The 25,436-nt window shown below is 74.4% G+C and carries 22 protein-coding genes and 1 riboswitch; of the genes, 8 read left to right on the forward strand and 14 right to left on the reverse strand.

Annotated elements, in window-relative coordinates; all coding sequences use genetic code 11:
- Window positions 1-213: 213 nt before the first annotated feature.
- From IG74_RS0110115 to IG74_RS0110135, 4 genes are all read left to right on the forward strand, one after another.
- Entirely contained in the window at window positions 214-675 is a 462-nt protein-coding gene (locus IG74_RS0110115) for a hypothetical protein (RefSeq protein WP_051854750.1), read from the forward strand.
- A 396-nt stretch (window positions 676-1,071) separates the two neighbouring features.
- Window positions 1,072-1,749 carry a uracil-DNA glycosylase gene (locus IG74_RS0110125; protein WP_030673131.1) on the forward strand — a complete coding sequence of 226 codons (678 nt, stop codon included), beginning with the start codon at window positions 1,072-1,074 and terminating at the stop codon, window positions 1,747-1,749.
- Complete coding sequence (locus tag IG74_RS0110130; protein WP_234334287.1) at window positions 1,746-2,720, forward strand: N-acetylglucosamine kinase; 975 nt, start codon at window positions 1,746-1,748, stop codon at window positions 2,718-2,720. Before IG74_RS0110125 ends, IG74_RS0110130 begins: the two co-directional genes overlap by 4 nt.
- Window positions 2,721-2,957: 237 nt before the next feature.
- A complete protein-coding gene (locus IG74_RS0110135; protein ID WP_078868694.1) occupies window positions 2,958-3,887 on the forward strand; it encodes a sirohydrochlorin chelatase in 930 nt (309 codons plus the stop codon).
- 99 nt (window positions 3,888-3,986) lie between these two features.
- Here the strand turns inward: IG74_RS0110135 and IG74_RS0110140 are convergent, their stop codons facing one another.
- On the reverse strand, window positions 3,987-5,066 hold the full coding sequence (locus IG74_RS0110140) for a lactonase family protein (protein ID WP_030673140.1): 1,080 nt from the start codon (window positions 5,064-5,066) through the stop codon (window positions 3,987-3,989).
- A 300-nt stretch (window positions 5,067-5,366) separates the two neighbouring features.
- Between IG74_RS0110140 and IG74_RS0110145 the strand changes: the two genes are divergently transcribed.
- Together IG74_RS0110145 and IG74_RS0110150 are read left to right on the forward strand one after the other, a co-directional pair.
- Window positions 5,367-6,050 (forward strand): HAD family acid phosphatase, encoded by a 684-nt coding sequence (locus tag IG74_RS0110145; protein ID WP_030673143.1) that lies wholly within the window; start codon window positions 5,367-5,369, stop codon window positions 6,048-6,050.
- A gap of 70 nt (window positions 6,051-6,120) precedes the next feature.
- On the forward strand, window positions 6,121-7,428 hold the full coding sequence (locus IG74_RS0110150; RefSeq protein ID WP_107058915.1) for a phytase: 1,308 nt from the start codon (window positions 6,121-6,123) through the stop codon (window positions 7,426-7,428).
- Window positions 7,429-7,471: 43 nt separating this feature from the next.
- Here the strand turns inward: IG74_RS0110150 and IG74_RS0110155 are convergent, their stop codons facing one another.
- Both IG74_RS0110155 and IG74_RS0110160 read right to left on the reverse strand, forming a co-directional pair.
- Complete coding sequence (locus IG74_RS0110155) at window positions 7,472-8,980, reverse strand: FUSC family protein (RefSeq protein WP_030673150.1); 1,509 nt, start codon at window positions 8,978-8,980, stop codon at window positions 7,472-7,474.
- Between the two features lie 212 nt (window positions 8,981-9,192).
- On the reverse strand, window positions 9,193-11,148 hold the full coding sequence (locus tag IG74_RS0110160; RefSeq protein WP_051854751.1) for an APC family permease: 1,956 nt from the start codon (window positions 11,146-11,148) through the stop codon (window positions 9,193-9,195).
- Window positions 11,149-11,326: 178 nt separating this feature from the next.
- Here IG74_RS0110160 and IG74_RS0110165 point away from each other — a divergent pair, with 178 nt between their 5' ends.
- Both IG74_RS0110165 and IG74_RS0110170 read left to right on the forward strand, forming a co-directional pair.
- Window positions 11,327-11,818: an Lrp/AsnC family transcriptional regulator gene (locus IG74_RS0110165; RefSeq protein ID WP_030673159.1), complete on the forward strand. Its 492-nt coding sequence runs from the start codon at window positions 11,327-11,329 to the stop codon at window positions 11,816-11,818.
- Between the two features lie 45 nt (window positions 11,819-11,863).
- Window positions 11,864-12,547 (forward strand): HAD family hydrolase, encoded by a 684-nt coding sequence (locus IG74_RS0110170; protein ID WP_030673163.1) that lies wholly within the window; start codon window positions 11,864-11,866, stop codon window positions 12,545-12,547.
- Between the two features lie 76 nt (window positions 12,548-12,623).
- Here IG74_RS0110170 and IG74_RS0110175 read toward each other — a convergent pair whose 3' ends face one another.
- The 11 genes from IG74_RS0110175 to IG74_RS0110225 all read right to left on the reverse strand — a co-directional run bounded on the left by IG74_RS0110175 (window position 12,624) and on the right by IG74_RS0110225 (window position 25,263).
- Window positions 12,624-13,472, reverse strand: a complete 849-nt coding sequence (locus tag IG74_RS0110175; RefSeq protein ID WP_078868695.1) for an enoyl-CoA hydratase — start codon at window positions 13,470-13,472, stop codon at window positions 12,624-12,626.
- On the reverse strand, window positions 13,465-14,391 hold the full coding sequence (mmsB, locus tag IG74_RS0110180) for a 3-hydroxyisobutyrate dehydrogenase (protein WP_030673169.1): 927 nt from the start codon (window positions 14,389-14,391) through the stop codon (window positions 13,465-13,467). The genes IG74_RS0110175 and mmsB overlap by 8 nt, the downstream gene beginning before the upstream one ends.
- Window positions 14,388-15,455 (reverse strand): enoyl-CoA hydratase/isomerase family protein, encoded by a 1,068-nt coding sequence (locus IG74_RS0110185; protein WP_030673173.1) that lies wholly within the window; start codon window positions 15,453-15,455, stop codon window positions 14,388-14,390. The genes mmsB and IG74_RS0110185 overlap by 4 nt, the downstream gene beginning before the upstream one ends.
- Complete coding sequence (locus IG74_RS0110190) at window positions 15,452-16,627, reverse strand: acyl-CoA dehydrogenase family protein (protein WP_030673176.1); 1,176 nt, start codon at window positions 16,625-16,627, stop codon at window positions 15,452-15,454. The genes IG74_RS0110185 and IG74_RS0110190 overlap by 4 nt, the downstream gene beginning before the upstream one ends.
- 8 nt (window positions 16,628-16,635) lie before the next feature.
- Window positions 16,636-18,135 carry a CoA-acylating methylmalonate-semialdehyde dehydrogenase gene (locus IG74_RS0110195; protein WP_030673179.1) on the reverse strand — a complete coding sequence of 500 codons (1,500 nt, stop codon included), beginning with the start codon at window positions 18,133-18,135 and terminating at the stop codon, window positions 16,636-16,638.
- 171 nt (window positions 18,136-18,306) lie between these two features.
- Window positions 18,307-18,495, reverse strand: a riboswitch (cobalamin riboswitch).
- A 125-nt stretch (window positions 18,496-18,620) separates the two neighbouring features.
- Entirely contained in the window at window positions 18,621-21,281 is a 2,661-nt protein-coding gene (gene alaS, locus IG74_RS0110200; protein WP_030673182.1) for an alanine--tRNA ligase, read from the reverse strand.
- A gap of 20 nt (window positions 21,282-21,301) precedes the next feature.
- Complete coding sequence (locus IG74_RS0110205) at window positions 21,302-21,886, reverse strand: GNAT family N-acetyltransferase (RefSeq protein WP_030673185.1); 585 nt, start codon at window positions 21,884-21,886, stop codon at window positions 21,302-21,304.
- Window positions 21,886-22,950: a tRNA (adenosine(37)-N6)-threonylcarbamoyltransferase complex transferase subunit TsaD gene (gene tsaD, locus IG74_RS0110210; protein WP_030673188.1), complete on the reverse strand. Its 1,065-nt coding sequence runs from the start codon at window positions 22,948-22,950 to the stop codon at window positions 21,886-21,888. Before tsaD ends, IG74_RS0110205 begins: the two co-directional genes overlap by 1 nt.
- Window positions 22,951-23,087: 137 nt before the next feature.
- A complete protein-coding gene (locus IG74_RS0110215) occupies window positions 23,088-23,657 on the reverse strand; it encodes a TetR/AcrR family transcriptional regulator (protein ID WP_030673190.1) in 570 nt (189 codons plus the stop codon).
- Window positions 23,658-23,687: 30 nt separating this feature from the next.
- Window positions 23,688-25,076: an amidase gene (locus tag IG74_RS0110220; RefSeq protein ID WP_051854752.1), complete on the reverse strand. Its 1,389-nt coding sequence runs from the start codon at window positions 25,074-25,076 to the stop codon at window positions 23,688-23,690.
- Window positions 25,063-25,263, reverse strand: coding sequence for a hypothetical protein (locus tag IG74_RS0110225; RefSeq protein WP_030673196.1), 201 nt, complete (start codon window positions 25,261-25,263; stop codon window positions 25,063-25,065). Before IG74_RS0110225 ends, IG74_RS0110220 begins: the two co-directional genes overlap by 14 nt.
- Window positions 25,264-25,436: the final 173 nt, after the last annotated feature.

Consider the following 25,436-nt stretch of genomic DNA (forward strand, 5'->3'; position numbering starts at 1 on the left):
ACCGCCGGCGGCCCATCACGGAGGCACCACATGGAAGCAGGCGCGGACATACATCCGCTCGACGGGGCGAGGGCCTTGCCTTGCGCCACGCTCGCTCACGGCCGGGGCCCCGAGGGGAGGAACACCCGATACGGAACGGAACCGGAGCAGTCACACCCACGCGATGCGGCCCAAGCCGCGGATGATCCCGCGCGTGGGCCCTCGAACGCGCCCTTGAGCAGCTCCGACGACAAGGCGGTGTCGCTACTGCGGGCGTGGAAACTCGGCGATTGGGCCTCCCGCCTCAAGGAACACGGCGTCGTCGGCGCCTGGGGCGAACCGTGCGCGGAGCTGCCCCGGGGCACCAAGGCGCGCCGCCTGTCGACCACTGAGGGACGCAACCGCTTCCCCTCCTGGCGCGACAGCGGGTACGGCGAGACCTTGGTGCCCGGCACGGAGCACACCCGGCCCGACCTGTCCCGGCCCCGGCGGGGCAGGGGGGCAGCGGCGCTCGCCGCGCACGCGGGAGAGAACGCCGGGATGGCACCTGTGGTGGCCCTCGTGCTCGACCACCTCGGAGTCACCCGGGACGACACCGCCCTGGCCTCCGCCCCTGCCCCGGACTCGGAAGCGTCTCCCGGGCCGCCGACTCCGCGGGCCAGTCAGCCCTTCCGGCCCCCTGCCTCCCCTGTTTGAGGAACGGCCCCCGCGTCAGATCGCTCCCCACGCCCCAGGGGTCTGCGACTTGGGCATCCACAGCAGAGGCTGGCTGTCGCGACAGCAGCCGGCCGCTGCGTCTGGTGGGGCATCAGCGGGGTCCGATCCTCATCCGTGAGTTCGGCCTCGATGGCCTGCGCGAGCCAACCGGCGACTTCGTGATGGCCGCCATCGAGCGCACCGGCTACCGCCCCGGCACGGACATCGGCCTGGTCATGGACCCGGCGTCGTCGGACCTGACGACCGGCTGCGTGATCTGCTCGAGCGGCTCGACGACTGTGACGAGGAGGAAGACTAGCGCTGAGCCGCGCCCTCGTGAGGAGGTGGGCTGCTTCGTGCGCGGACTGTCGGCGTGGGCCACTAGAGTGACTTGGTGTGGCACCACGACCGTTGAGTGAACTTGTTGAGGCCGGCTGGGCGAAGGCTCTGGAGCCGGTGGCGGACCGCGTTGCGGCTATGGGGGACTTCCTGCGCGCCGAGGTGGCGGCGGGGCGGACGTATCTCCCGGCAGGGGGAAATGTCCTGCGGGCATTTCAGCAGCCCTTTGACGACGTACGCGTCCTGATCGTCGGCCAGGATCCCTACCCCACCCCCGGACACGCGGTGGGCCTGTCGTTCTCGGTGGCTCCCGAAGTCAGACCGCTGCCCGGCAGCCTGATCAACATCTATCGGGAGCTGAACGCCGATCTGGGGCTGCCCCAGCCGTCCAACGGCGACCTGACGCCGTGGACCCAGCAGGGCGTGCTGTTGCTCAACAGGGCGCTCACGACGGCCCCGCGCAAGCCCGCCGCGCACCGCGGCAAGGGCTGGGAGGAAGTCACCGAGCAGGCCATCAAGGCCCTGGCGGCACGCGGGCGCCCGCTGGTGTCGATCCTGTGGGGCCGGGACGCGCGCAATCTGCGGCCGCTGCTCGGCCAGTTGCCGTCGGTGGAGTCCTCGCACCCGTCGCCGATGTCGGCGGACCGCGGCTTCTTCGGCTCGCGCCCGTTCAGCAGGGCCAACGACCTGCTGGTGCGGCAGGGCGCACAGCCGGTGGACTGGCGGCTGCCGTGACGGCCGTCCTCGGCGTGGACTCGGGCGGCTCCGGCCTGCGCGCGGCGCTCGGTGTCGCGGACGGGCCGCGCCGCCCGGCGCCGAGGAGCTCCAAGGAGCCGGTACGGACGGGGCCGCGCGGGATCGACGCCGCGCACTTCCTCGAACAACTGGAGCCGATGGCGCGGGAGTTGCTCGCCGACGCGGGAGAGGGGACGCGCCTGACGGCCGTCGCGGTGGGCGCGGCCGGGATGGCGTCGCTCGGCGATGACCTGCGCGACCGGCTGCCGTCCGCGTTCGCGGAGCTGTTCGGGGTGCGCCGGGTGGCGCTCGCGGCGGACGCCGTGACCGCGTACGCGGGCGCGCTCGGGCAGCGGCCCGGCGCGGTCGTCGCCGCGGGCACCGGCCTGATCGCGACGGGAACGGACCTGACGGCGTGGCGGCGCGCCGACGGCTGGGGGCATCTGCTCGGCGACTGCGGCGGCGGCGCCTGGATCGGGCGGGCGGGCCTCGAAGCGGCGCTCCGGTCCTTCGACGGGCGGCGCGGCGGTTCGGCCGCGCTGCGGGCGCGGGCCGAGGCCAGGTTCGGCGCGCCCCTGTCCGGCCTTCCCGGCCTGCTGTATCCGCGCCCCGACCGGCCCGCGGTGCTCGCCTCGTTCGCCCCCGACGTGGGCCGGTGCGCGGCGGAGGGGGACCCGGTGGCCGTCGAGGTCCTGCGGGAGGCGGCCGGGCACATCGCCGACGCGGCAGCCGCCGTCTGCCCGGCCTCCGGGGAGTGCGAAGTCGCCCTCACGGGTGGCCTGCTGAAGCTCGGTGACACCCTCCTGGCCCCGCTGGAGGCGGAACTGACGGAGCGTCTTCCGCACGCCACTCGCGTCCCCGCGGCGGGCGACCCGCTCGACGGCGCCGTCCGCATCGCCATCGGCCTCGCCCGTGACGCCCTCGAGCTGCCGCACGATCCCCAGCTGTTGCACGTGACGACGCGTGCGTGACGGGGAGCGCACAGCGACGGATTCAGGGGCGCGCGCACGACGGTGACCAGGCGTCGCGCGCACGCGGGGCGGGCCTCGGCCGGGGCCCGGCGACCGTGTCCGCGCGACGCTGCGTGAGGCAACCGGAAGGGTGACGTCCGTGCAACCCGACAAACCGGCACGACAAAGCGGACTAATGCCTCTGACCTGCACCCTCCCCGAACAGGGAAGCCCCACAAGCCAGTAGCATGCGGCGCCATGAGCTCCCCCACTGGGCCCGCATCCGGCCTGCCTGTACGAATGCCGCGCCCCCGCCAGCCGGGCCGGCACCGACGCCCGGAGCCCGTCGCGGCTCCCGAGGGCGCGCCCGCGCTCGTCCTCGCCGTCCCCGGCGTCCCCAGCACCACCGCGCGCAGCCTCGCCGACGAGGTCGCCAGCATCGCGCGCTCCGAGCTGCCCGGCCTTGACGTGCGCGTCGGCTACGTCGACGGGGAGGACACCGACTCCGCCGAGTTCCCCACGCTCCGGGCCGTGCTCGCGCACACCGCCGCCCAGCGTGTCGCCCGCTACGAGCAGGCGCTCGCCGCGGGCGTCGAGGCCAAGGAGCCCGAGGGCCCCGACGCCGTCGTCGTGCCGCTGCTCGCGGGCCCCGACGGCGCGCTGCTGCACCGGGTCCAGCAGGCCCTGGTGGACAGCCGCGCCGCCGTCGAGCTCACCGACGTGCTCGGCCCGCACCCGCTGCTCGCCGAGGCGCTGCACGTGCGCCTGTCCGAGGCCGGTCTGGCCCGCGCCGACCGCGCCCGCCTGTTCACGGTGGCCACCGCGGCGGACGGCATCGTCCTCGCCGCGGTCGGCGGCGAGGAGGCCGTGCAGGCCGCCGGGATCACCGGCATGCTGCTCGCGGCGCGCCTCGCGGTGCCGGTGATGGCGGCGGCCCTGGATGTGGAGGGCTCCGTCGCGGCGACCGCCCAGCAGCTGCGCGGCTCGGGCTCGGCCCAGCTCGCCCTCGCCCCGTACCTGATCGGCCCCGAGGTCGACGCGAGCCTGCTCGACGCGGCGGCGCGGGACGCGGGCTGCGCCGTCGCCGAGCCGCTCGGCGCCTACCCGGCGATCGGCAAGCTGGCCCTGTCGAAGTACACGACGGCCCTCGGCATCGCCCCGCAGCCGTCGGGCGCGCCGGTGCGCTGATCACCGGTCTTCCGTTACGCCGATGGGCCCGCCCCCTGGACAGGGGGCGGGCCCATCGGCGTATGCGCGAGGGCCACGACCGGGGCCCGGCGGCCGGCCTCAGCCGAAGACCACGCAGGAGGCCGCGGGGACGGCCACGGCACCGGCGCGCCGCGGCAGCCCGGTGTCCGGGTCGACGGCGAACCAGGTGACGTCGCCGGAGCGCTCGTTGGCCGCGTACAGGAAGCGTCCGGAGGGGTCCAGGGCCAGGTCGCGCGGCCAGTGCCCGGCGCACGGCACGGTGGCCGTGAGGCGCGCGGTGTCGCCCTGCGGGTCGAGGGCGAAGACGGACAGGACGTCCTCGCCCCGCGTGGCCGTCCACAGGAAGCGGCCGTCGGGCGCGACGACGACGGCGGAGGGGTAGGCGTCGCCGTCCGGTGCCCCGGCGAGGACGGGCGTCTCGCCCAGCGGCTTCAGGGTGCCGTCGGCGGCGTCCCAGGCGCAGACGGTGAGCGTGGGCGCGAGCTCGTTGAGGACGTACGCGCGCTCGCCGCTCGGGTGGAAGGCCAGGTGGCGCGGGCCCGAGCCGGGCCGGAGCGCGACCTCGCGGTGCAGGGAGAGCAGCCCGTCGCCGCCGAGGGCGCACACGCGCACGGAGTCGGTGCCGAGGTCGACGCTCACCAGCCAGCGGCCGCTCGGGTCGGCGAGGACCTGGTGGGCGTGCGGGGCCTGCTGGCGCTGCGGGTGCGGCCCCGAGCCCTCGTGGCGCAGGACGCCCGCCGGGGCGGGGGCGAGGCTGCCGTCGGCGTTGACGGGTACGGCGGTGAGGCTGCCGGAGCCGTAGTTGGCGGCGATGAGGTGGCCGTCGTGCAGCGTGAGGTGCGTGGGCGCGTCGCCCTGTACGGACACGGGCCGGGCGAGCAGCTCCGGCCGGTCCGCGGATCCGCCGGTTCCGCTGGTGCCACCGGTGCCGCCTGAGACGCGGAAGGCGGCGAGGGCGCCGTCGGAGGTCTCGCTCACCGCGTACAGGGTGTCCGCGCCGGGCGCGAGCGCGAGGTACGAGGGGTCGGCGACGGCGTCCGTGGCCGCGAGCACGGTCAGCGCCCCGCTGTCGGGGTCGAACGCCGCGCTGACGACTCCGGGCCCGCCCGCCGCCGTGAAGGACCCGACGTACGCCCGCCGTACCTGCCTGTCGCCCACTGCTCGCCCCTCTCTCCGCGCCGGTGCCGCACCTCGTGCCCACCGGCCGCGCCCCAAGCCGACACGCGCCGAACGGCGCGCGTGGGGCCGACGGTAGCAGCTGGTCTGGACCAATAGGAGGCGGATCGCACCCCGCCGCCAGGAATCCTCTACCAGCCGGTAACCAAAAGGCCGCCTGCCCTCCACCCCTCACCGTGACCATGACACACGCGGCCACGGCGCCGCGTCGACAACAGAGCAGTCGACAACAGAGCAACAGAGCAACAGCGGCCAGAGAACAACAGCAGAGGGGAATCCGGAATGGGACGGCAGGGCGTGCGTCAGCGGATCGGTACGGCAGCGGTGATCGTGGCGGTGGGCCTGGGGGCGACGGCGACGTCCGTCTCCTCGGCGCACGCGGCGCCGAGCGCTCCCGTCGGCAGCTCTCCCGTCGGCAGCTCTCCCGCCGGTGCTTCCGTCAGCGGCGCGGTGTCGGCCCGGGCGGCCGACGTCGACTACGCCACCTGGCAGCGCGACGTGCGCGCCGTCGTCGACCGGGCCCTGCCGTACGTGAAGCAGCGCACCGCGGACGCGGCCGGGCAGAAGCTCGCGGTCGTCTTCGACATCGACAACACCACCCTGGAGACGGACTTCCACCCCTGGTGGCAGCTGCCCACCCCGGCCGTGAAGCCCTCCCTCGAACTCGCCGACTACGCCGCCTCGCGCGGTGTCTCCGTGTTCTTCGTGACCGCGCGGCCCGGCATCATCAAGAGCGTCACCGAGGCGAACCTCAAGACGCGGGGCTACCCCGTCAACGGCCTCTACGTGCGCGCGCTGCCCGACCTCTTCGACGAGGTCAGCGCCTACAAGACGCGCAGCCGCGCGGACATCGAGGCCAAGGGCTACACGATCATCGCGAACGTCGGCAACCGCGCGTCCGACCTCGTGGGCGGCCACGCGGAGCGGACCTTCAAGCTCCCCGACTACGACGGGCAGCTGTCCTGACGCCCGCACCGCGCCCCGCCCAGCCGTCCCCGACGCCGTCCCCGACCCGAAGGAACCCGAGGAACCGCTCGTGGAGATCTCCAGCAGAACCCGCGCCGCGTCCGCAGGCCTGGCCCTCGCCCTCGCCGTCCTCACCGCGCTGACCGCGGCGCCCACCGCGGGAGCCGACGCCGCGCTGCCCGGGATCGCGCCGCGCGCCGAGACGCCCGCGCTGTACGACGACGAGGCGGGCGGCAACGCCGACGCCGACGACCCGGCCATCTGGCGCAACCCGGCCGCCCCGGAGCGCAGCCTCGTCATCGCCACCGCGAAGGAGGGCGGTCTACGGGTCTACGACCTGGACGCCCGCGAGGTGCAGTCGGTCCCCGCGCCCGCCGCGCCGGGCCCCGGCGACGCGCCGGGCCGCTTCAACAACGTCGACCTGGTGCACGGGCTCGGCCTCTCATCGGGCCGCGCCGACGTCGCGGTGACCAGCGACCGCGGCAGCGACCGGCTGCGGATCTACCGCGTCGACCGCGACCGCCCCGGCGGCCCGCTCACGGACGTCACCGACCCGGCGGCGCCCCGCGTGTTCTCCGCGTCCCAGCACGAGGTCAACGAACAGCGCACGGCCTACGGCCTCGCCACCTGGACTGACCGTGCGACGGGCCGCTCGTACGCCGTGGTCAGCCGGCGCGAGCGCACCGCGCTCGCGCTGCTCGAACTGGCCGCGGCGCCGGGCGGCAAGGTGGGCTACCGCAAGGTCCGCACTCTCGACCTGCCCGCCTCCTTCCGGCTCCCGGACGGCTCTTCCTGGTCCCCGTGCGCGGAGCCGGGCGAAGGGCCGCAGGTCGAGGGCATGGTGGTCGACCCCGCGAGCGGCACGCTCTTCGCGGGCCAGGAGGACGTCGGCATCTGGCGGCTGCGCGCCGATCTGACCGGCACGCCCCGGCTCCAGGAGAAGGTGCGCGAGTACGGCGTGCCCGGCACGTACGACGAGCAGACCGAGGAGTGCGTACCGGGGGCGGATCCCGGCTACGGCGGCACGCGCCTCTCGGCGGACGTAGAAGGCCTCGCCCTGCTCACCGAGCGGGACGGCGACGGCTATCTGCTGGCCTCCAGCCAGGGCGACGACACCTTCGCGGCCTTCGACCGCGAGGCGTCCGACGGCCACGAGTACGAGGGCGGCTTCCGGGTGACCGCCGCGCCCGGTGGTGGTCCCGACGGCTCCGAGGAGTGCGACGGGGCGGCCGTGCTCAACGCGCCCCTTGGCCGCAAGTACCCGCACGGTCTGCTGGTCGTCCAGGACGGCCACGCCACCCCCGAGGACGGCGAGCGCGGCGCCACCGGCTTCAAGTTCGTCGACCTCGGTGACGTCCTGGACGTGCTCGACTCCTGACCCGCGCGTTCGCTCCCGCGGACGCGGGGGCGAGCGGGCCCGGTCAGCCGCTGCTCAGCCGTGCCCGGCCGGGGGCCTGCAGCGGTTCGGCGAGCTGCGCCAGGGCCTGCTCCAGGCCGTGCACGTGGGCGAGCGCGCCTTCGACGACCCCGGAGTGGGCCGGGGCCGCGGCGTCGGGCCTGCGCCCGGTCGCGGCCTCGGGCGCGGTCAGCGCCTCCACGGCGGCCTCCACGCGCCAGCACGCGGCGGTGAGGCGGTCGTCGTGCGAGGCCTCCGCGTCGGCGGCGACCGACGCGAGGCCGCGGACCTCGCGCGCGCAGTCGTCCAGGAGGGCCAGGACCCGTCGCGCCCTTTCCTTGCGGGCGAGCAGCGGGTTGAGCGGGTGCAGCAGCGGGGCGAGCGAGAGCCGCACCCGGCCGAGCAGCGCCTCGAGCTCCGCGACGTGCGGGGCCGGGTCGGCGTCCGCCGTGCCGCGCAGCCGGGCGGCGGCCTCGGCGGTGCAGGCGTGGACGCAGCGCAGCGCCCGCTGGATCCAGCCGTCGGTGACGGCGTGGGTGGTGACGGGCAGCACCAGCAGGACCGCGAGCGCGGCGCCGAGCGCCCCGACGGCGGTCTCGCCGACCCGCAGGGCCAGGAGCGCCGGGTCGAGCACGCCGAGGAGCCCGTAGAGCATGCTCGCCATCACGGTGACCGCGAGCATCATCCACGTGTACGAGACGGCGGCGGTGTAGAAGATCCCGAAGACGCAGACGGCGACGATCACGGCGGCGGCGACCGGCTCCGTGTGCAGCGGCACGGCCAGGACGAAGCCGAGCGCGATGCCGATCGCGGTGCCCAGGAACCGGCGGAAGCCGCGTACCAGCGTCTCGCCGCGCGAGGTGGTGTTCACGAACACCCACCAGGTGGCGCCGACCGCCCAGTACCAGCGCTCCTGCGACAGCATCTGTCCCAGGGCGAGCGCGAAGGCCGCGCCCGCGGTGGCCTGGATCGCCTGCCGGGTCGTCGTGCGGGCGAGCCCGGTGGCCGCGAGGGGCGCCGGCGCCGCCGCGGGCGGAAGGCCGCGTTCGTAGCACCAGACGCCGAAGCGGACGGCGGCGGCCGCGCACACGGACAGCAGGATGGCCGCGAACAGCTCGGGCAGCTGGCCGGTCCGCGCGTGCAGGAACTGCGCCGCGAAGAACATCATGAACGCGAACACACCGAGCGAGTGCCCGCGAGGGCCCCACCGGCGGGCGTACACGCCGAGGCCCGTGACGGCGAGGAACGCCGCGTCCCGCACCAGCGGGTAGTCGTGCAGCACGGCCGCGAGAGCGAGCACGGGGAGGCCGACGACGGGCAGCAGCGCCGTGGTCCCGGCCTGGCCGCGCACGGTCGGGTCCAGGACGGTGAAGAGCGCGAGCAGCGCGGCGAGACCACCGATGATGGCCGCGACGAGTGAGTGCCCGACGAGGCCGCACAGGGCGACGGCCGCTCCGATGCCGAGCACGGCCCGGCTCGCGCTGCGCAGCCGCAGCAGTCCCGGATCCGGCGCGGTGAACGCTCTCTTCAGCACCTGCGTGTTCGCTCCTTCCCGCACCCGCGCGCCGCCGCGCGAATACGCCCGCATGAAAAAGGCGCCGCGGGATCCGCAGCGCCATCGACAGCTACATCACATCATCAACAGACCCGATGGCTCAACCTGGACTTGATCCACTGAGCCATTGGCATACTCTGACGTCCTCATATTCCGCTACGAACGGACCATCGGGCCAGCGTGTCCGCAGGTCAGCGGCGCTTTCCCGGCACCGGCACGGCGTACGGCAGCACCGTGACGGCCACCGACGGCAGCCCCTCCAGGGCGTGGGCCAGGCGTTCGCCGCCGCCGCGGTGCAGCAGCCTGCCGAGGGTGGTGCGGTAGGCGCGGTGCGGGATGAGCAGGGTCAGCGCCGTGTCGCCGTCGGCCGTCGTCGCGGCCGCGTGGTCGATGAGGGCCCGCTCCAGGCGGCGGTCCTGGCAGTCGACGAGTTCGAGCGGCACGTCCGTCGCCCGGCTCTGTGCCCAGCGCGCCGCGAGCCGTCGCGCGCGCGGGCCGTCGACGGCGACGTGCACGGCCCGCACCTCGTCGGGGCGGATCTCGTGCGCGTACCGCAGCGCCTGGAAGACGGCCGGGTCGAAGGCGTCCACCAGGATCTGCACCACGTGCCGCCGCCAGCGCGGCCGGTCGCCCTCCTCGGCGGGCGGCAGCGCCTCCAGGGCCTCGGCCTCGGCGCGGTACTCGCGGTTGATGCGGATGAGCACCCACACCCCGAGCGGGAAGACCACGACGACCAGCCAGGCGCCCTCGGTGAACTTGGTGACGGCGAAGATCAGCACGACGGCCGCCGAGACCACGGCGGCGGTCGCGTTGACGGCGATCTTCCAGACCCGGCCGGGCTCCCGTCGCTTGAGGTGATAGGCGGTGAGGCCGGATCCGGCCATGGTGAAGGCGGTGAACACGCCGATCGCGTAGAGCGCGACCAGCTTGTCCACGTTGGCGTTGGTCACGAGCAGCAGGGCCAGGGAGACCGCCGCCAGGCAGATGATGCCGTTGGAGAAGACGAGGCGGTGGCCGCGCCGGGTGAGCTGCCGGGGCAGGAAGCGGTCTTCGGCGACGAAGCTCGCCAGATACGGGAAGCCGGTGAACGGCGTGTTCGCCCCGGTGTAGAGGATCAGGGCGGTGGCCAGCTGCACGAAGACGAGTCCCGCGGTCCCGGCCCAACCGCCGCCGAAGACTAGGTGCGCCTCCTGCGCGATCACCGTGGGGGTGCCGTCGGTGTACGGCAGCGCGTGGGTGAGGTGCGCGAGCCAGGAGATCCCGAGCACGAGGACGCCGAGCGCACAGCTCATCGCGACCAGGGTGCGGCGGGCGTTGACGCCCTGGGGCTCGCGGAACACGGAGATGCCGTTCGAGATCGCCTCGAGGCCGGTGAGCGAGGAGCCGCCGTTGGCGAACGCCCGCAACACCATGAACAGCGAGGCCCCGTACAGCCAGCCGTCGCCCGCCTCGCCCAGCGGCACCGCGCCCGCCGCGCGCACGTCGGCGTGCGGCAGCTCGCCGAGCGCCCAGCGGACGAGGCCGACCACGAGCATCAGACCGACCGCCGCCATGAACAGGTACGCGGGCACGGCGAAGACCCGCCCGGCTTCCCTGAGCCCGCGGAGGTTGCCGTACGCGAGCAGCAGGATCACGCCGACGCTGAACGGCACCTGGAGGTGGTCGAGGCCGGTCCAGCCGTTGCCGACCAGGTGCGCGAGCGAGATGAGCGCGTTGGTGCCCGCCGACACCTGCACGGCGACCGTGACGACGTAGTCGACGAGCAGCGCGACGGCCGCGATCTGCGCGACGTCGGGCCCGAAGTTCTCCCGGGCCACGACGTACGAACCGCCCGCCCGGGTGTAGATCATCACGACGTCGCGGTAGCACAGCGTCAGCAGGACGAGGATCAGCAGGATCGCCCCGGTCACCGGCATCAGCAAGGTGAACGCGGCGACGCCGACGACGGGAACGAGGACGCGCAGTATCTCCTCGCTGCCGTACGCCGACGAGCTCACGCAGTCCGAGGCGAGCACCCCGAGCGCGGTGCGGTTGTCGAGCTTCTCCTTCCGGATGCGCGAGGTGACCAGAGGCGGACCGAGCAGCAGCCGCTTCAGGCGGTACGGGACGGGTTCCGGGACGCCCACGGGGCGGTCGGTCGTGGCCATGGCTCCATGACACCGGTGCCCGGCGCGGAAGCCGAGGGGCCACCCCGGCCGACGGCCGATCGGCGTACCGGGCCGCGTACGGCGTCCAAGGGCACCCGGGTGCGCGGTGCTGCCGTGCCACTGGGCCATTGGTACAGTCTGCCGCGATCAATCCGCGTACCGGGGAGGCCAAGGGCCCATGGCCGTCGACGAGCTGGACACCCGCATCCTGCGGCTGCTCCTGGAGCAGCCGCGTACCAGCGTGCGGGAGTACGCGCGCGTGCTCGGCATCGCGCGCGGGACGCTCCAGGCGCGCCTCGACCGCATGGAGCGCGACGGGGTGATCACGGGTACGGGGCCCTCCCTGTCCCCCGCCGCCCTGGGCCACCCGGTCCTCGCCTTCGTACACATCGAGGTCACGCAGGGGCACCTGGACGAGGTCGGGGACGCCCTGGCCGCCGTGCCGGAGATCATCGAGGCCTTCTCGATCACCGGCGGCGGCGATCTGCTGACCCGGGTGGCCGCCCGCGACAACGGGCACCTGGAGGACGTCATCCAGCGGCTGATCCAGCTGCCGGGCGTGGTGCGCACCCGTACGGAGATGGCGCTGCGCGAGCGCGTGCCGCACCGGATCCTGCCGCTCGTGGAGTCGGTGGGCAGGGCCGCCGCCAAGGAGCCCAGGAAGGGGTGACGGAGGCCACTGAGGCGCGATCGCTCCCTTGGCATGCTGGAGGGCATGAGCGCCTTGAACGACACCTCGGTCATCTTCGATCTCGACGGCACGCTCGTGGACAGCGAGCCCAACTACTTCGAGGCGGGCCGGCAACTGCTCGCCGAGCAGGGCGTCACGGACTTCACCTGGCAGGACCACGAGAGGTACGTGGGCATCTCCACGCAGGAGACCCTGGCCCGCTGGAAGGAGCTCTACGGCCTGAGCGCGCCGCTGCCCGACCTGCTCGCGGAGAAGAACCGGCGCTATCTGGAGCTGGCCCGCGTGTCCACGCGGGTCTATCCGCAGATGGCGGCGTTCGTGGAGCTGCTGCACGAGGCGGGGGTGCCGATGGCCGTGGCTTCGGGCTCCTCGCGCGCCGCGATCGAGGCGATCCTGGAGGGCACGGGCCTCGACGCACGCCTGAAGACGTACGTGTCCGCGGACGAGGTCGCCCGCGGCAAGCCCGCTCCGGACGTCTTCCTGGCCGCCGCGGAGTTGCTCGGGGCCGAGCCCGCGCGCTGTGTGGTCCTGGAGGACGCGGTGCCGGGGGCGCTGGCCGCCAAGGCCGCGGGCATGCGGTGCGTCGCGATTCCCTATGTCCCCGCGCAGGCGGACGATCCGGCGTTCGCCACGGCGGACTTCCTGGTGCGGGGCGGGCAGACGGATTTCTCGGCCCGGGCGGTGGTGGACTGGCTCGGGGAGGGCTAGGACTCCCCCGAACCCGCGCCCTTCCTCCTGGGCAGGGGGAAGGGCGCGGGGCCTTGTCCACGGGATGCGGCCGCGCCTAGTGGTGCCGGAACTCCGGCGGGCGCTTCTCGACGAAGGCGCTCATCCCCTCCTTCTGGTCCGCGACGGCGAACACCGCGTGGAACAGCCTGCGTTCGAAGCGCACGCCTTCCGTGAGGGTGGTCTCGAAGGCGCGGTTCACCGCCTCCTTGGCCATCATCGCGACGGGGAGCGACATGCCCGCCACGGTCTCGGCGACCGCCAGGGCCTCGGCGAGCAGGTCCTCGGCGGGCACGACCCGGGAGACGAGCCCGGCGCGTTCGGCCTCGGTGGCGTCCATGGTGCGGCCGGTCAGACACAGCTCCATGGCCTTGGCCTTGCCGACGGCGCGGGTCAGGCGCTGGGAGCCGCCGATGCCGGGGATCACGCCGAGCTTGATCTCGGGCTGGCCGAAGACCGCGGTGTCGGCGGCGAGCAGGACGTCGCAGAGCATGGCGAGTTCGCAGCCGCCGCCGAGGGCGTAGCCGGACACGGCGGCGACGGTCGGGGTGCGCAGCTGGGCAAGCCGGTCCCACGCCGTGAACCAGTCGCTGAGGTACATGTCCATGTAGCCGCGCGGCCGCATCTCCTTGATGTCGGCGCCCGCGGCGAAGGCCCTCGCGGACCCGGTCAGGACGATGCAGCCGACGTCCGGTGACCGGTCGAGCTCCTCCGCCGCCGCGACGACCTCTCGCATGAGCTGGAGGTTGAGGGCGTTGAGCGCCTTGGGCCGGTTGAGGGTGAGCAGGGCCGTGCGCGGGCCCGCCGCGCGGTCGACGAGGATGGTCTCGTAGGCCTCGGTGGTGGTCTCGCAGGCCTCGGTGGTGGTCTCGCAGGCCTCGGTGGTGGTCTCGCCGGGCTCACTCATGTGTCTGTCCTTCCGGATTCCTGAGGGTCTCGACGATCCCGGAGAAGTCCTGCTCGGCTCCGGGTCCTCGGGCGAAGCTCCGGTACATCTCCGCCGCGCGCAGGCCGAGTTCGGCACGCACCTCGCCCGCGCGGATCGCGGCTTCGGCGAGCCCCAGGTCCTTGGCCATCAGGGGCGCGGCGAAGCCGGGGCGGTAGTCGCGGTTGGCGGGCGAGCCGGGGACCGGGCCCGGTACGGGGCAGTTGGTGGTGAGCGCCCAGCACTGCCCGGACGCCGTGGACGCCACGTCGTACAGGGCCTGGTGGGACAGGCCGAGGCTCTCGCCGAGGACGAAGGCCTCGCTCACGGCGATCATCGAGATGCCGAGGATCATGTTGTTGCAGATCTTCGCGGCCTGTCCGGCACCCGCCGCCCCGCAGTGCACGGCCTTCTTGCCCATCACGGACAGCAGCGGCTCGGCGCGGGCGACGTCCGCGGCGGAGCCGCCGACCATGAAGGTGAGCGTGCCCGCCTCCGCTCCCATGACGCCGCCGGAGACCGGGGCGTCGACGGCGGCGTGCCCCGCGGCGGCGGCTGCCGCGTGCGCGGCGCGGGCGTCGGCGACGTCGATCGTGGAGCAGTCCACGAAGAGCGTGCCGGTCCTGGCCGCGCCGAGCAGGCCCTCGTCCTCGTACAGGGCGAGGACGTGCCGTCCCGCGGGGAGCATGGTGAGGACGACGTCCGCCTCCGCCGCGGCGGCCGCCGCCGAGGGGGCGGCCTCGACGCCCGCGGCGACGGCGGCGTCGAGCGCGGCCGGCACCAGGTCGTGGCCCACGACGCGGTGTCCGGCCCTGACGAGGTTGGCGGCCATCGGGCCGCCCATGTGGCCGAGGCCCACGAAGGCGACGACGGCATCGCGGTTCGGTGCGGCGGAGTTCACCACGGTTCCTCCTGCGACGGGCCGCCGGTGCCGAGCGCGAGGTCGCGCGCGCCGAGCGGCAGGAAGTAGCGGTCCACGTCGGCGCCGGTGACGTCGGCGAGCGCGGCCGGGGACCAGCGCGGGGCGCGGTCCTTGTCGATGACCTGGGCGCGGATGCCCTCGACGAGGTCGGCGGAGCCGAGGGCCGCGCACGACACGCGGTACTCCTGCTCCAGGACCCGTTCGAGGGGGCCGAGCCGCCGGGCGTCGCGCAGGGCCCTGAGGGTGACCTTCAGGGCGGTGGGCGACTTGCCGAGCAGGGTCTCGGCGGCCTCCTTGGCGGCCGGGGAGCCGTGCGCCTGGAGCCGGTCGACGATCTCCTCGACCGTCGCGGCCGGGTAGCAGGCGTCGATCCACTCCCGCTGCCCCGCGAGCGTCCCTGGCGGGGCTTCGGCGACGTACCGGGCGAGGACGTCGCGCACCGGCTGTGTCGCGAGGTCCGCGACGAGCCGCGGCAGGTCGGCGGAGGGGACGAAGTGGTCGGCGAGGCCGCACAGGAGCGCGTCCCGCGCGCCCACCGGCTCGCCCGTGAGGGCCAGATGGGTGCCGAGTTCGCCGGGCGCGAGGCCGAGCAGATAGGTGCCGCCGACGTCGGGGACGAAGCCGATGCCGGTCTCGGGCATGGCGATCCGGGAGCGCTCGGTGACGACGCGGACGCTGCCGTGGGCGGAGACGCCGACGCCGCCGCCCATGACGATGCCGTCCATCACGGCGACGTACGGCTTGGGGTAGCGGGCGATGGCTGCGTTCAGACGGTACTCGTCGCGCCAGAAGTCCGCCGACGCGCCGCCGCCGGTGCGCGCGTCCTCGTGGATCTGCCGGATGTCGCCGCCCGCGCACAGGCCGCGGTCGCCCGCGCCGGTGAGGACGACGGTCTCGACGGCCGGGTCCGCCGCCCAGGCGGTCAGGGCCTCGTCGACGGCGCGGACCATGGCGTGGGTCAGGGCGTTCAGGGCGCGCGGCCGGTTGAGGGTGATGTGCCCCGCGCGCCCCTCGGTGCGGATCAGGACGGGGTCGTCGGTCATCGCAGCGCCCCCGTGAGGCCGCGGGCCACGATCAGACGCATGATCTCGTTGGTTCCTTCCAGGATGCGGTGCACGCGCAGGTCGCGGACCAGCTTCTCGATGCCGTACTCCGTCAGATAGCCGTAGCCGCCGTGGAGTTGGAGGGCGCGGTCGGCGACGGAGTGGCCGGTGTCGGTGGCGAACCGCTTGGCCATGGCGCACAGCTGCGGCGCCTGCGGGTCGCCCTGGTCGAGGGCCTGCGCGGCCTGCCGGACCAGGGCGCGGGCCGCCGCGAGCTCGGTCGCCATGTCGGCGAGCTCGAAGCGCAGCGCCTGCGCGTCGAGCAGCGGTGCCCCGAACGCCTCCCGGTCCGCGAGGTGGACGAGGCTGCGGTCGAGGGCGCTGCGGGCGCCGCCGAGGGAGCAGGCGGCGATGCCGATGCGGCCGCCGTTCAGGGCGTTCATGGCGATGCGGAAGCCGTCGCCCTCGGCGCCGAGCAGCCGGTCGGCGGGGACGCGCACGCCGTCGAGGACGACCTGCCGGGTGGGCTGCGCGTTCCAGCCCATCTTCTTCTCGTTCGCGCCGAAGGACAGGCCGGGGTCGTCGCGTTCGACGACGAACGCGGACACGCCGTCGGGTCCGCTGCCGCCGGTGCGGGCCATCACCACGTACACGTGGGAGGCGCCCGCGCCGGAGATGAACTGCTTGACGCCGGTGAGGACGTACGCGTCGCCGTCGCGCTCGGCGCGGGTGCTCAGGGCGGCGGCGTCCGAGCCCGCGCCCGGCTCGGTGAGGCAGTAGCTGCCGAGCCGGTCCATGGTGGTCAGCGGCTCCAGCCAGCGGGCGCGCTGGGCCCGGTCGCCGTAGTGGTCGATCATCCAGGCGACCATGTTGTGGATGGACAGATATCCGGCGACGGAGGGGCAGCCGGAGGCGAGCGCCTCGAAGACGAGGACGCCGTCGGACCGGGTGAGGCCCGAGCCGCCTTCGGCCTCGTCGACGTAGACGCCGCCGAGCCCGAGGTCCGCGGCCTTGCGCAGCACGTCGACCGGGAAGTGCTTCTCCTGGTCCCAGGTGACGGCGTGCGGGGCGAGGTGTTCCTCGGCGAAGTCGAGGGTGGTCTCCACGAGGGCGAGCTGGTCCTCGGTGAGCAGGGTGGTCGGCGCGGCGGCCGTGCTGGACGCGGTCTTCATCGGGCCGCTCACGCCATCGTCGGGATCGTGAAGCTCGCGCCTTCCTTCGCCCCGGAGGGCCAGCGCGAGGTGACGGTCTTGGTGCGGGTGTAGAAGCGGATGGCGTCCGGGCCGTGCTGGTTGAGGTCGCCGAATCCGGAGCGCTTCCAGCCGCCGAAGGTGTGGTAGGCGACGGGGACCGGGATGGGCACGTTGACGCCGACCATGCCGGTGTCGACGCGCCGGGTGAAGTCGCGGGCCGTGTCGCCGTCGCGGGTGAAGAGCGCGACGCCGTTGCCGTAGGGGTGCTCGGTGGGCAGCCGCAGCGCCTCCTCGTAGTCGGCGGCCCGGACGACGGACAGGACGGGGCCGAAGATCTCCTCCTGGTAGATCCGCATGTCCGGGGTGACGCGGTCGAAGAGGGAGGCGCCCGCGAAGAAGCCGCCCTCGTGTCCTGCCAGGGTGAAGTCGCGGCCGTCGACGACGAGTTCGGCGCCCTCCTCGACGCCGAGGTCGACGTAAGAGCGGACGCGGTCGACGGCGTCGCGGCCCACCAGCGGCCCGAAGTCGGCCTCGGGGTCGTCGGAGCGGCCGATGCGCAGGGCCCCGACGCGCTCCTTGAGGCGGGCGACGAGGGCGTCGGCGGTGGCCTCGCCGACCGGGACGGCCACCGAGATCGCCATGCAGCGCTCGCCCGCGGAGCCGTAGCCCGCGCCGATCAGCGCGTCGACGGCCTGGTCGAGGTCCGCGTCCGGCATCACGATCATGTGGTTCTTGGCGCCGCCGAAGCACTGGGCGCGCTTGCCGTGCGCGGCGGCGGTGGCGTACACGTGCGCGGCGATCGGCGTGGAGCCGACGAAGCCGAGCGCCTTGACGCGCGGGTCCTCCAGGAGCGTGTCGACGGCCTCCTTGCCGCCGTTGAGGACGTTCAGGACGCCGGGCGGCAGGCCCGCTTCGAGGAACAGCTCGGCGAGGCGCAGGGGGACGGAAGGGGCGTGCTCGGAGGGCTTGAGGACGAAGGCGTTGCCGCAGGCGAGCGCGGGGGCGGCCTTCCAGAGCGGGATCATCGCGGGGAAGTTGAAGGGCGTGATCCCGGCGACGACGCCGAGGGGGCGGCGCAGCGAGTGCACGTCGATGCCGGTCCCTGCGTTGTCGGTGAACTCGCCCTTGAGCAGGTGCGGGATACCCGCGGCGAACTCCACGACCTCCAGGCCGCGCTGGAGGTCGCCGTGCGCGTCGGCGACGGTCTTGCCGTGCTCGGACGACAACAGCCGGGCGAGCGAATCGCGTTCGCCCTCGACGAGCTGGAGGAACCGCAGCAGGACGCGGGCGCGGCGCTGCGGGTTCCACTCGCCCCACGCGTGCTGTGCCGCGGCGGCGTCGGCGATCGCCGCCTCGGTGTCCGCGCGGTGCGCGAGGGGGACGCGCGCCTGGACGTCGCCGGTGTTGGGGTCGTACACGTCGGCGTGCTCTCCCGATGTTCCCGGGGTGTGCTCGCCGCCGATGAGATGGGTCAGTTCACGGACCATGGGGGCCTGCTTCTTTCGTCAGGTGTGGTCCGGGGATGGCAGGGCCGGGCCGCGTACCGCCGAGGGCACGCCGAACGGCCTTCAGGCAGCGGGGGTCACCGCTCGCAGGTCCGGAATTCCAGGGTCGTGGGTGCGCACCGGGGCCATGCGTGTCTGCTCCATCCTCGTGGACAACACGGAACACCCCGCGGCCGGTATCCTGACTCCCGGATCAGCGCGCGCTCCCTCGCCTTCCCGACGGACTTCTCCGTCAGTGGCGTTCGGGCCTGCACGAGAGCGCACTCCCCGGTCACAGTGGCGGGACCGTGCCGGATTCACACCGGCTTCCCTGCACCGCGGGCCTTGGTCACGACGATATACTTGGACGTCCTAGTAAGTCCACAGAGGCCAACCCCTACCGCACCCCTGGTTCCACGTGACGGGCCCGGCACGGCCCGGGGGCGGCCGCCGTGACCTGGCACGACAGCCGCCCCCCCTGCCGTGGTCTAGGCGCCGAGTTTCTCGCGTACGACACCAGGGAGCCCGGCCACCGCGTCCGCGAGCGCGGTCCGGTCCCTTCCGCCGCCTTGCGCCACCTCGTCCGAGCCGCCGCCGCGGCCGCCGAGGAGCCGCTTGACCAGGGCGGACGCGGACAGGCCCGCAGCCAGCGCCGCCTTGTTCACGGCCACGGCGAGGACCGGCTTGTCCCCGGACAGGGTCACGGCGGCCACGCCCGGCCGCTCGGCGCGCAGCCGTCCGCGCACTTCGAGGGCCAGGGCCCGCGCGGCGCCCGCGGCGCCGTCCGTCGTCGCGGTCGCCACGTACGCGCCCGCCACCTCGACGGCCTGCCCGGCGAGTTCGGCGGCGCGGGCGGCACGGGCCGACTGCCGCAGGCGCTCGTTCTCCCGGTCAGCGGCCTTGAGCCGGTCGAGCAACGCGGCGACGCGGTCGGGGAGTTCGGCGCGCGGCGCCTGCACCTGCTCGGCGATCCGGGCGACCAGGTCGCGCTCGCGCGCGAGATAGCCGAAGCCCTCGATGCCGACCGCGGCCTCCAGGCGGCGCATGCCCGCGCCCACCGACGACTCGGCGGTCAGCGCGACGACACCGACCTGCGAGGCGTGCTCGACGTGGGTGCCGCCGCACAGCTCGCGCGACCAGGCACCGCCGATCTCGACCACGCGGACCTGCTCGCCGTACGTCTCGTCGAAGAGGGCGAGCGCGCCGAGCTCCTTGGCCTCTGGCAGCGTCATCCAGCGCACGCCGACGGGCAGGTCGCGGCGGAGCGCACGGTTGGCGGCCTCCTCGACCTCGCTGCGGACGGTGGCGGAGAGGCCGCCGCGCCAGGGGAAGTCGAGCCGCAGATAGCCGGGGCGGTTGTAGGAGCCGGACTGCAGGGCGGTCGGGCCGAGGATCTCGCGCAGGGCGGCGTGCAGGACGTGGGTGCCCGAGTGGGCCTGGCGCGCGCCGAGCCGCCACTCGGGGTCGACGGCGGCGTGCACCCGGTCGTCGACGGCCAACTCGCCCGCGGTGACGCGGATCTGATGGGCCACGAGTCCCGGCAGCGGCCGCTGCACGTCGAGCACCTCGGCTTCGACGGAGGCCCCGGAGAGCCGTCCGGCGTCGCTGTCCTGGCCGCCGGACTCGGCGTAGAACGGGGTGCGGTCGAGGACGGCGGTGACGATGTCGCCGTCGCGGGCGGCCGGCACGGGACCGGCCGGGCCCACGAGCGCGAGGACGCGGGAGTCCGTCGTCAGGGTCTCCCAGGCGCGCCAGTCGGTCGGCCCGTGCTCGTCGAGGACGGTGCGCAGGGCCGAGGTGTCGAGGGCGGCACCGGACTTGCGGGCGCGGGCGTCGGCGCGGGCCCGCTCGCGCTGCTCGCGCATGAGCGCGGTGAAGCCCTCCCGGTCGACCTCGACGCCCTGCTCTGCGGCCATCTCCAGGGTGAGGTCGATGGGGAAGCCGTAGGTGTCGTGCAGCAGGAAGGCCTGGGCGCCGGGCAGTTGGCGGCCGCCGTCGGCCTTGACCCGGGTGACGGCGGTGTCCAGGACGGTGGTGCCCTGCTTGAGGGTGGCGCGGAAGGCGTCCTCCTCGCCCTGGGCCTGGTCGGCGATGCGCGCGTAGGCGGCGGCGACCTCGGGGTGGCTCGGCGCCATCCGGTCGCGGGCGACGGCGAGGAGATCCGCGAGGGCCGGGTCGCCGTGGCCGAGCTGGCGCATGGAGCGCACGGCGCGGCGCAGGATGCGGCGCAGGACGTAGCCGCGGCCCTCGTTGCCGGGCGCGGTGCCGTCGGCGAGCAGCATCAGGGCGGTGCGGACGTGGTCGGCGACGACGCGCAGACGTACGTCGGCCACCGGGTCGGCGCCGTAGCGGACACCCGCGAGCTCGGCGGCGCGGTCGAGCACGGGCCGGGTCTCGTCGATCTCGTAGAGGTTGTCCACGCCCTGGAGCAGGGTGGCCATGCGCTCCAGGCCCATGCCGGTGTCGATGTTGCGGCGCGGGAGTTCGCCGAGGATCGGGTAGCCGGTCTTGCCGGTGCCCTCGCCGCGCTCGTACTGCATGAAGACGAGGTTCCAGAACTCCATGTACCGGTCCTCGTCGACGGCCGGGCCGCCCGCGCGACCGAGGGCCGGGCCCCGGTCGTAGTACAGCTCCGAGCAGGGGCCGCAGGGGCCCGGCACGCCCATGGACCAGAAGTTGTCCTCGTCGCCGCGGGCCACGATCCGCTCGTCGGGCAGGTCCGCGATCCGCCGCCACAGGCCGCGCGACTCGTCGTCGGAGTGGTGCACGGTCACCCAGATCCTCGCCGGGTCGAGCCCGTACCCGCCGTCGGCGACGGAGCGGGTGCTCAGGTCCCAGGCGAAGGTGATGGCCTCTTCCTTGAAGTAGTCGCCGAAGGAGAAGTTGCCGTTCATCTGGAAGAACGAGCCGTGCCTCGTGGTCTTGCCGACCTCCTCGATGTCGAGGGTGCGCACGCACTTCTGCACGCTGGTGGCGCGCGGCCAGGGCGGTGCGGCCTCGCCGGTGAGGTACGGCTTGAACGGCACCATGCCCGCGTTGACGAACAGGAGCGTCGGGTCGGGCGTGGGCAGCGGGGCGCTGGGCACCACGGTGTGGCCGCGCTCGGCGAAGAAGTCGAGGAAGCGGGTGCGGATGTCGGCGGTGCGCAAGGCGTGCTCCGGGCGGGGGCTCAGGGTGACGGGGGTGACAGGGGCGGTGCGGCGGCGCGCGCCGGGTGGTCGGGGCCGAGGAAGACGGCGGTGCCGTACCCGTCGGGCGCGGGGTGGGTGACCTGGCGCCAGCCGAGCCGCTCGTAGAAGCGGACGGTGGCGTCGGCCCGCACGGACGTGAGGAGCCAGCAGCGGGCGTCGGGCGCGTCGCGCGTGACCGCTTCGAGGAGCGTACGGCCGAGTCCGCGGCCGTGCGCGGCGGGCGAGACGGCGAGTTCGTCGACCTCCACGGCGCCGCACAGCCACGCGGCGGTGCGCTCGGCGCCGAGCGCGGCGGTGACGCGCGGGTAGGAGCGGGTGCCGGGCAGCGGGGTGCTCGACGTCCAGGCGGTGGCGAAGCCGAGGACCTGCTCGCCGTCGAGGGCCACCGCGCCCGTGAAGCCGGGCCGGTCCGCGTCGGCCGCGAGGCGCGTGAGGTAGTCGTCGGCCTCGGCGGGCTCCGCGTGCCAGGGCGGCTCGGCGAACGCGGCGGCGTAGACCGCGCGGATGCCGTCGCGGTGGGCGAGCAGTCCGGGTCCTGTCAGGCGGTGCACGACGGCGGCCATCAGGCGGCCCTCGCGAAGGCGCCGACGGGGTGCAGCGCGGCGTACTCAAGGGGCGCCGACGGGTCGATGGACACGTCGAGGGGCGCGGGCTCGGCGCCCGCGCGCACCAGCAGGTCGCCCACGGCGGCGATCATCGCGCCGTTGTCGGTGCACAGGCCGAGCGGCGGGACGCGCAGGGTGATTCCCGCGGCCCGGCAGCGCTCCTCGGCGAGGGCCCGCACCCGGGAGTTGGCGGCGACGCCGCCGACGACCACGAGGGTGCCCACGCCGTGCGCGGCGCAGGCCGCGACCGCCTTGCGGGTGAGGACGTCGGCGACGGCCTCCTGGAGCGCGGCGGCCCCGTCGGCGACGGGGAGTTCGCCGCCCCGGTGGCTCTCGGCCCAGCGGGCCGCGGCGGTCTTGAGGCCGGAGAACGAGAAGGCGTACGGGTCGTCGCGCGGCCCCGTCAGCGGGCGCGGGAAGGCGACGGCGTCCGGTGAGCCCTCGCGGGCCGCGCGGTCGACGGCCGGGCCGCCCGGGTAGGGCAGGCCGAAGACGCGGGCCACCTTGTCGAAGCACTCCCCCGCCGCGTCGTCCAGGGTGTCGCCCAGGTGCGCGATCGGGTCGCGGGCGAGGTCGCGCACGAGCAGCAGCGAGGTGTGGCCGCCGGACACGATGAGGACCACGCACGGGTCGGGCAGCGGGCCGTGCTCCAGGGTGTCGGCGGCGACGTGCCCGGCCAGGTGGTGCACGCCGTACAGCGGCACGCCGAGCGCGTACGCGAGGCCCTTGGCCCCGGCGAGGCCGACCTGGAGGGCGCCGGAGAGACCGGGCCCGGTCGTCACGGCGACGGCGCCGATGTCACCGAGCCGCAGCCCCGCGTGGTCGAGGGCACGGCGGACCACCGGGTTCAGCGCGTGCACGTGGGCGCGGGCGGCGATCTCGGGGACGACGCCGCCGAAGCGGGCGTGCTCGTCCATGCTCGACGCGACGGCGTGCCCGAGCAGCCGCCCGTCCCGCACGAGACCTGCCCCGGTCTCGTCGCAAGAAGACTCGATCCCCAGAACGATCCGAGGGGGTGCCATGCGTGTACTCCCGCTTCCTCCGCGTGCCGACCGGCCCGGCTACTGCCCATCCATAGTAATTGCAATACATGTGCAATAAGGCTGCGGGATCACGCCTCGGATGCCTCGGATGCCGAGCGCCGACGGAGCGGCCGCCCTCAGCGGGCGTTCGCGCCGAGGACCTCCGCCACGAGCCCGCGCGCGTACTCCGGCGACAGGCCGTCCGGCCGGAACAGGATGCGGAAGAGCAGCGGCGCGACCACATGGTCCATGACGGCTTCGCGCTCCGGCAGCGGCCGCTCGCCCCGCTCGGCGGCGCGGGCCAGGAGCAGGTCGACGTGCTCGGCGGAGTAGTCGGAGCAGCGGCTCGCGTTGCCGCTCTCGGGGTCGCCGAGGAGCGCGTCGCGCAGATAGGCCCGGCCGGGCGCCGACGACATCTCCTCCAGGAAGTGCTCGGTCCACGCGGTCAGGTCGGCGCGGAAGCCGCCGTGGTCCGCCGGCTCCGCCTCGGGCCGCAGCCGCTCGACCGCGACGTCCGACAGGAGCTCCTGGAGGTCGCCCCAGCGGCGGTAGACGGTGGACGGCGTGACCCCGGCCCGCGCCGCGACCAGCGGGACGGTCAGGGCCGCGCGGCCCTGCTCCGCCTCCAGCTCGCGCACGGCGGCGTGCACGGACGCCTGCACCCGGGCGCTGCGCCCCCCGGGTCGGGCCATGGGCCTGGGACTCATGCCGTTCACCTTAACGCGAATTCCTAGCTTCTACGGGGTGGACGGCGCCGCTCCCCCGACCCTCACGGGCCCCGGCGCGAGGGCTCCTGTGTCCGCGCGCGTCCGTTCGTACGCCCGCCCGGCCCGCAGCAGCGTCCGCTCCTCGCGCGGCCGCCCGATGAGCTGCATACCGATGGGCAGGCCCGCGCCGTCCCGGCCGACGGGCACGGTCAGCGCGGGCAGCCCGGTGATGTTGGCGGGCGCGCACAGGCGGACGTAGGCGTCCGACACGCTCTCCAGCGTGCCGTCCGGCCACTCCACGGAGTGCTGCCCGGCGCGGGCGGCGGTCAGCGGCACGGTGGGGGCGGCGATGACGTCGACGTCGTCCTGGAGCCGCGCCCACTCCTGACGCATCAGGGTGCGGGCGCGCTGGGCCCGCAAGTAGTCGCCCGCGTGGAACAGCTCTCCCGCTTCGAGCAGGACCCGGACGTCGTCCCCGTAGAGTTCGGGCGTCGTGCGCAGGGTCCGTTCGTGGTTCGCGCTGGCCTCGGGGACCATCAGGCCCCACTGGACGGCCTGGACGTAGCGGGTCATCGGGATCCGTACGTCGACGAGTTCGGCGCCCAGGTCGCGGAGGCGCTCGACGGCGGCGCGCACGGCGGCCTCGACGTCGGCGGTGACGCGGTCGAAGTAGTAGTTCACGGGGACGCCGACCCGAAGGCCCGTCAGGTCCCCTTCCAAGTCCGGGAGTTCCGCTTGGCCGGTCAGGGCCGGGAGCACGAGTGCGGCGTCCTGGACCGTGCGCGTGATCGGCCCGACGTGGTCGAGGGACCAGGACAGGGAGGTCACTCCGCGCGTGGGGACCAGGCCGTAGGTGGGCTTCAGGCCGACCACGCCGTTGAGCGCGGCGGGGACCCTGATGGAGCCGCCGGTGTCGGTGCCGATCGAGAAGAGCGCGGTCCCGGCCGCGACGGCGACGGCCGAGCCGCCGCTCGACCCGCCCGCGACCCGGTCGGCGTCCCAGGCGTTGCGGGTCTGCGGCGTCGTCAGGCCGTAGGCGAACTCGTGGGTGTGGGCCTTGCCGATGAGCACGGCGCCCGCCGTCGCGAGCCGGGCGGCGACGGCGCTGTCGGCGTCCGCCACATGGCCGTCGCGCACGCGCGAACTGGCGCTCGTGGACTGCCCCTTGACGTCGATGAGGTCCTTAAGGGCGAGCGGGATGCCGTGCAGGGGGCCGCGCGCGTGCCCGGCGGCGCGTTCGCGCTCCGCCTGCTCGGCGGCGCGCCGTGCGGCCTCTGACCGCACGGCCACGTAGGCGTTGAGGCCCGGCTCCACTTCCGCGACGCGGTCCAGGACCGACGCGGTGAGCTCGACCGGGGACAGCTCGCGCGCGCCGATCGCGGCGGCCGCGGCGGCGACGGTCAGCTCATACGGCCGCATCGCGCACCTCCGCCCCGGCGGGCGTGGGCGCCACGCCGGTGAGGTCGAGCTCGCGCAGGGTCGCGACGACGGCGTGGATGTGCGCGGCGGTGGCGGCCACGGCGTCGAGCCGCTCGTCGGCCAGGGTCAGCCCGGCGCGCCGGGCCCAGCGGGCCGCGTCGCGGTGGTCGGGGTCGGCAGGGGTCATGGGGCGCTTCCTTCCAGATGAGACAGCAAAAGCTAAGGGTTTGCTTTAGATCACCTTAGGGGCTAGCCTCCGCTAACGCAAAGGCATTGCTTTAAGCCGCCGAGCGCCCGCAACACCCCTTCGAGCAGCCCCCGCCAGCGGCCCATCGAGCAGTCCATCGAGCAGCCCTCAAG

The organism is Streptomyces sp. NRRL B-1347 (assembly GCF_000720325.1).
In the GTDB taxonomy this organism is placed as follows: Bacteria; Actinomycetota; Actinomycetes; order Streptomycetales; family Streptomycetaceae; genus Streptomyces.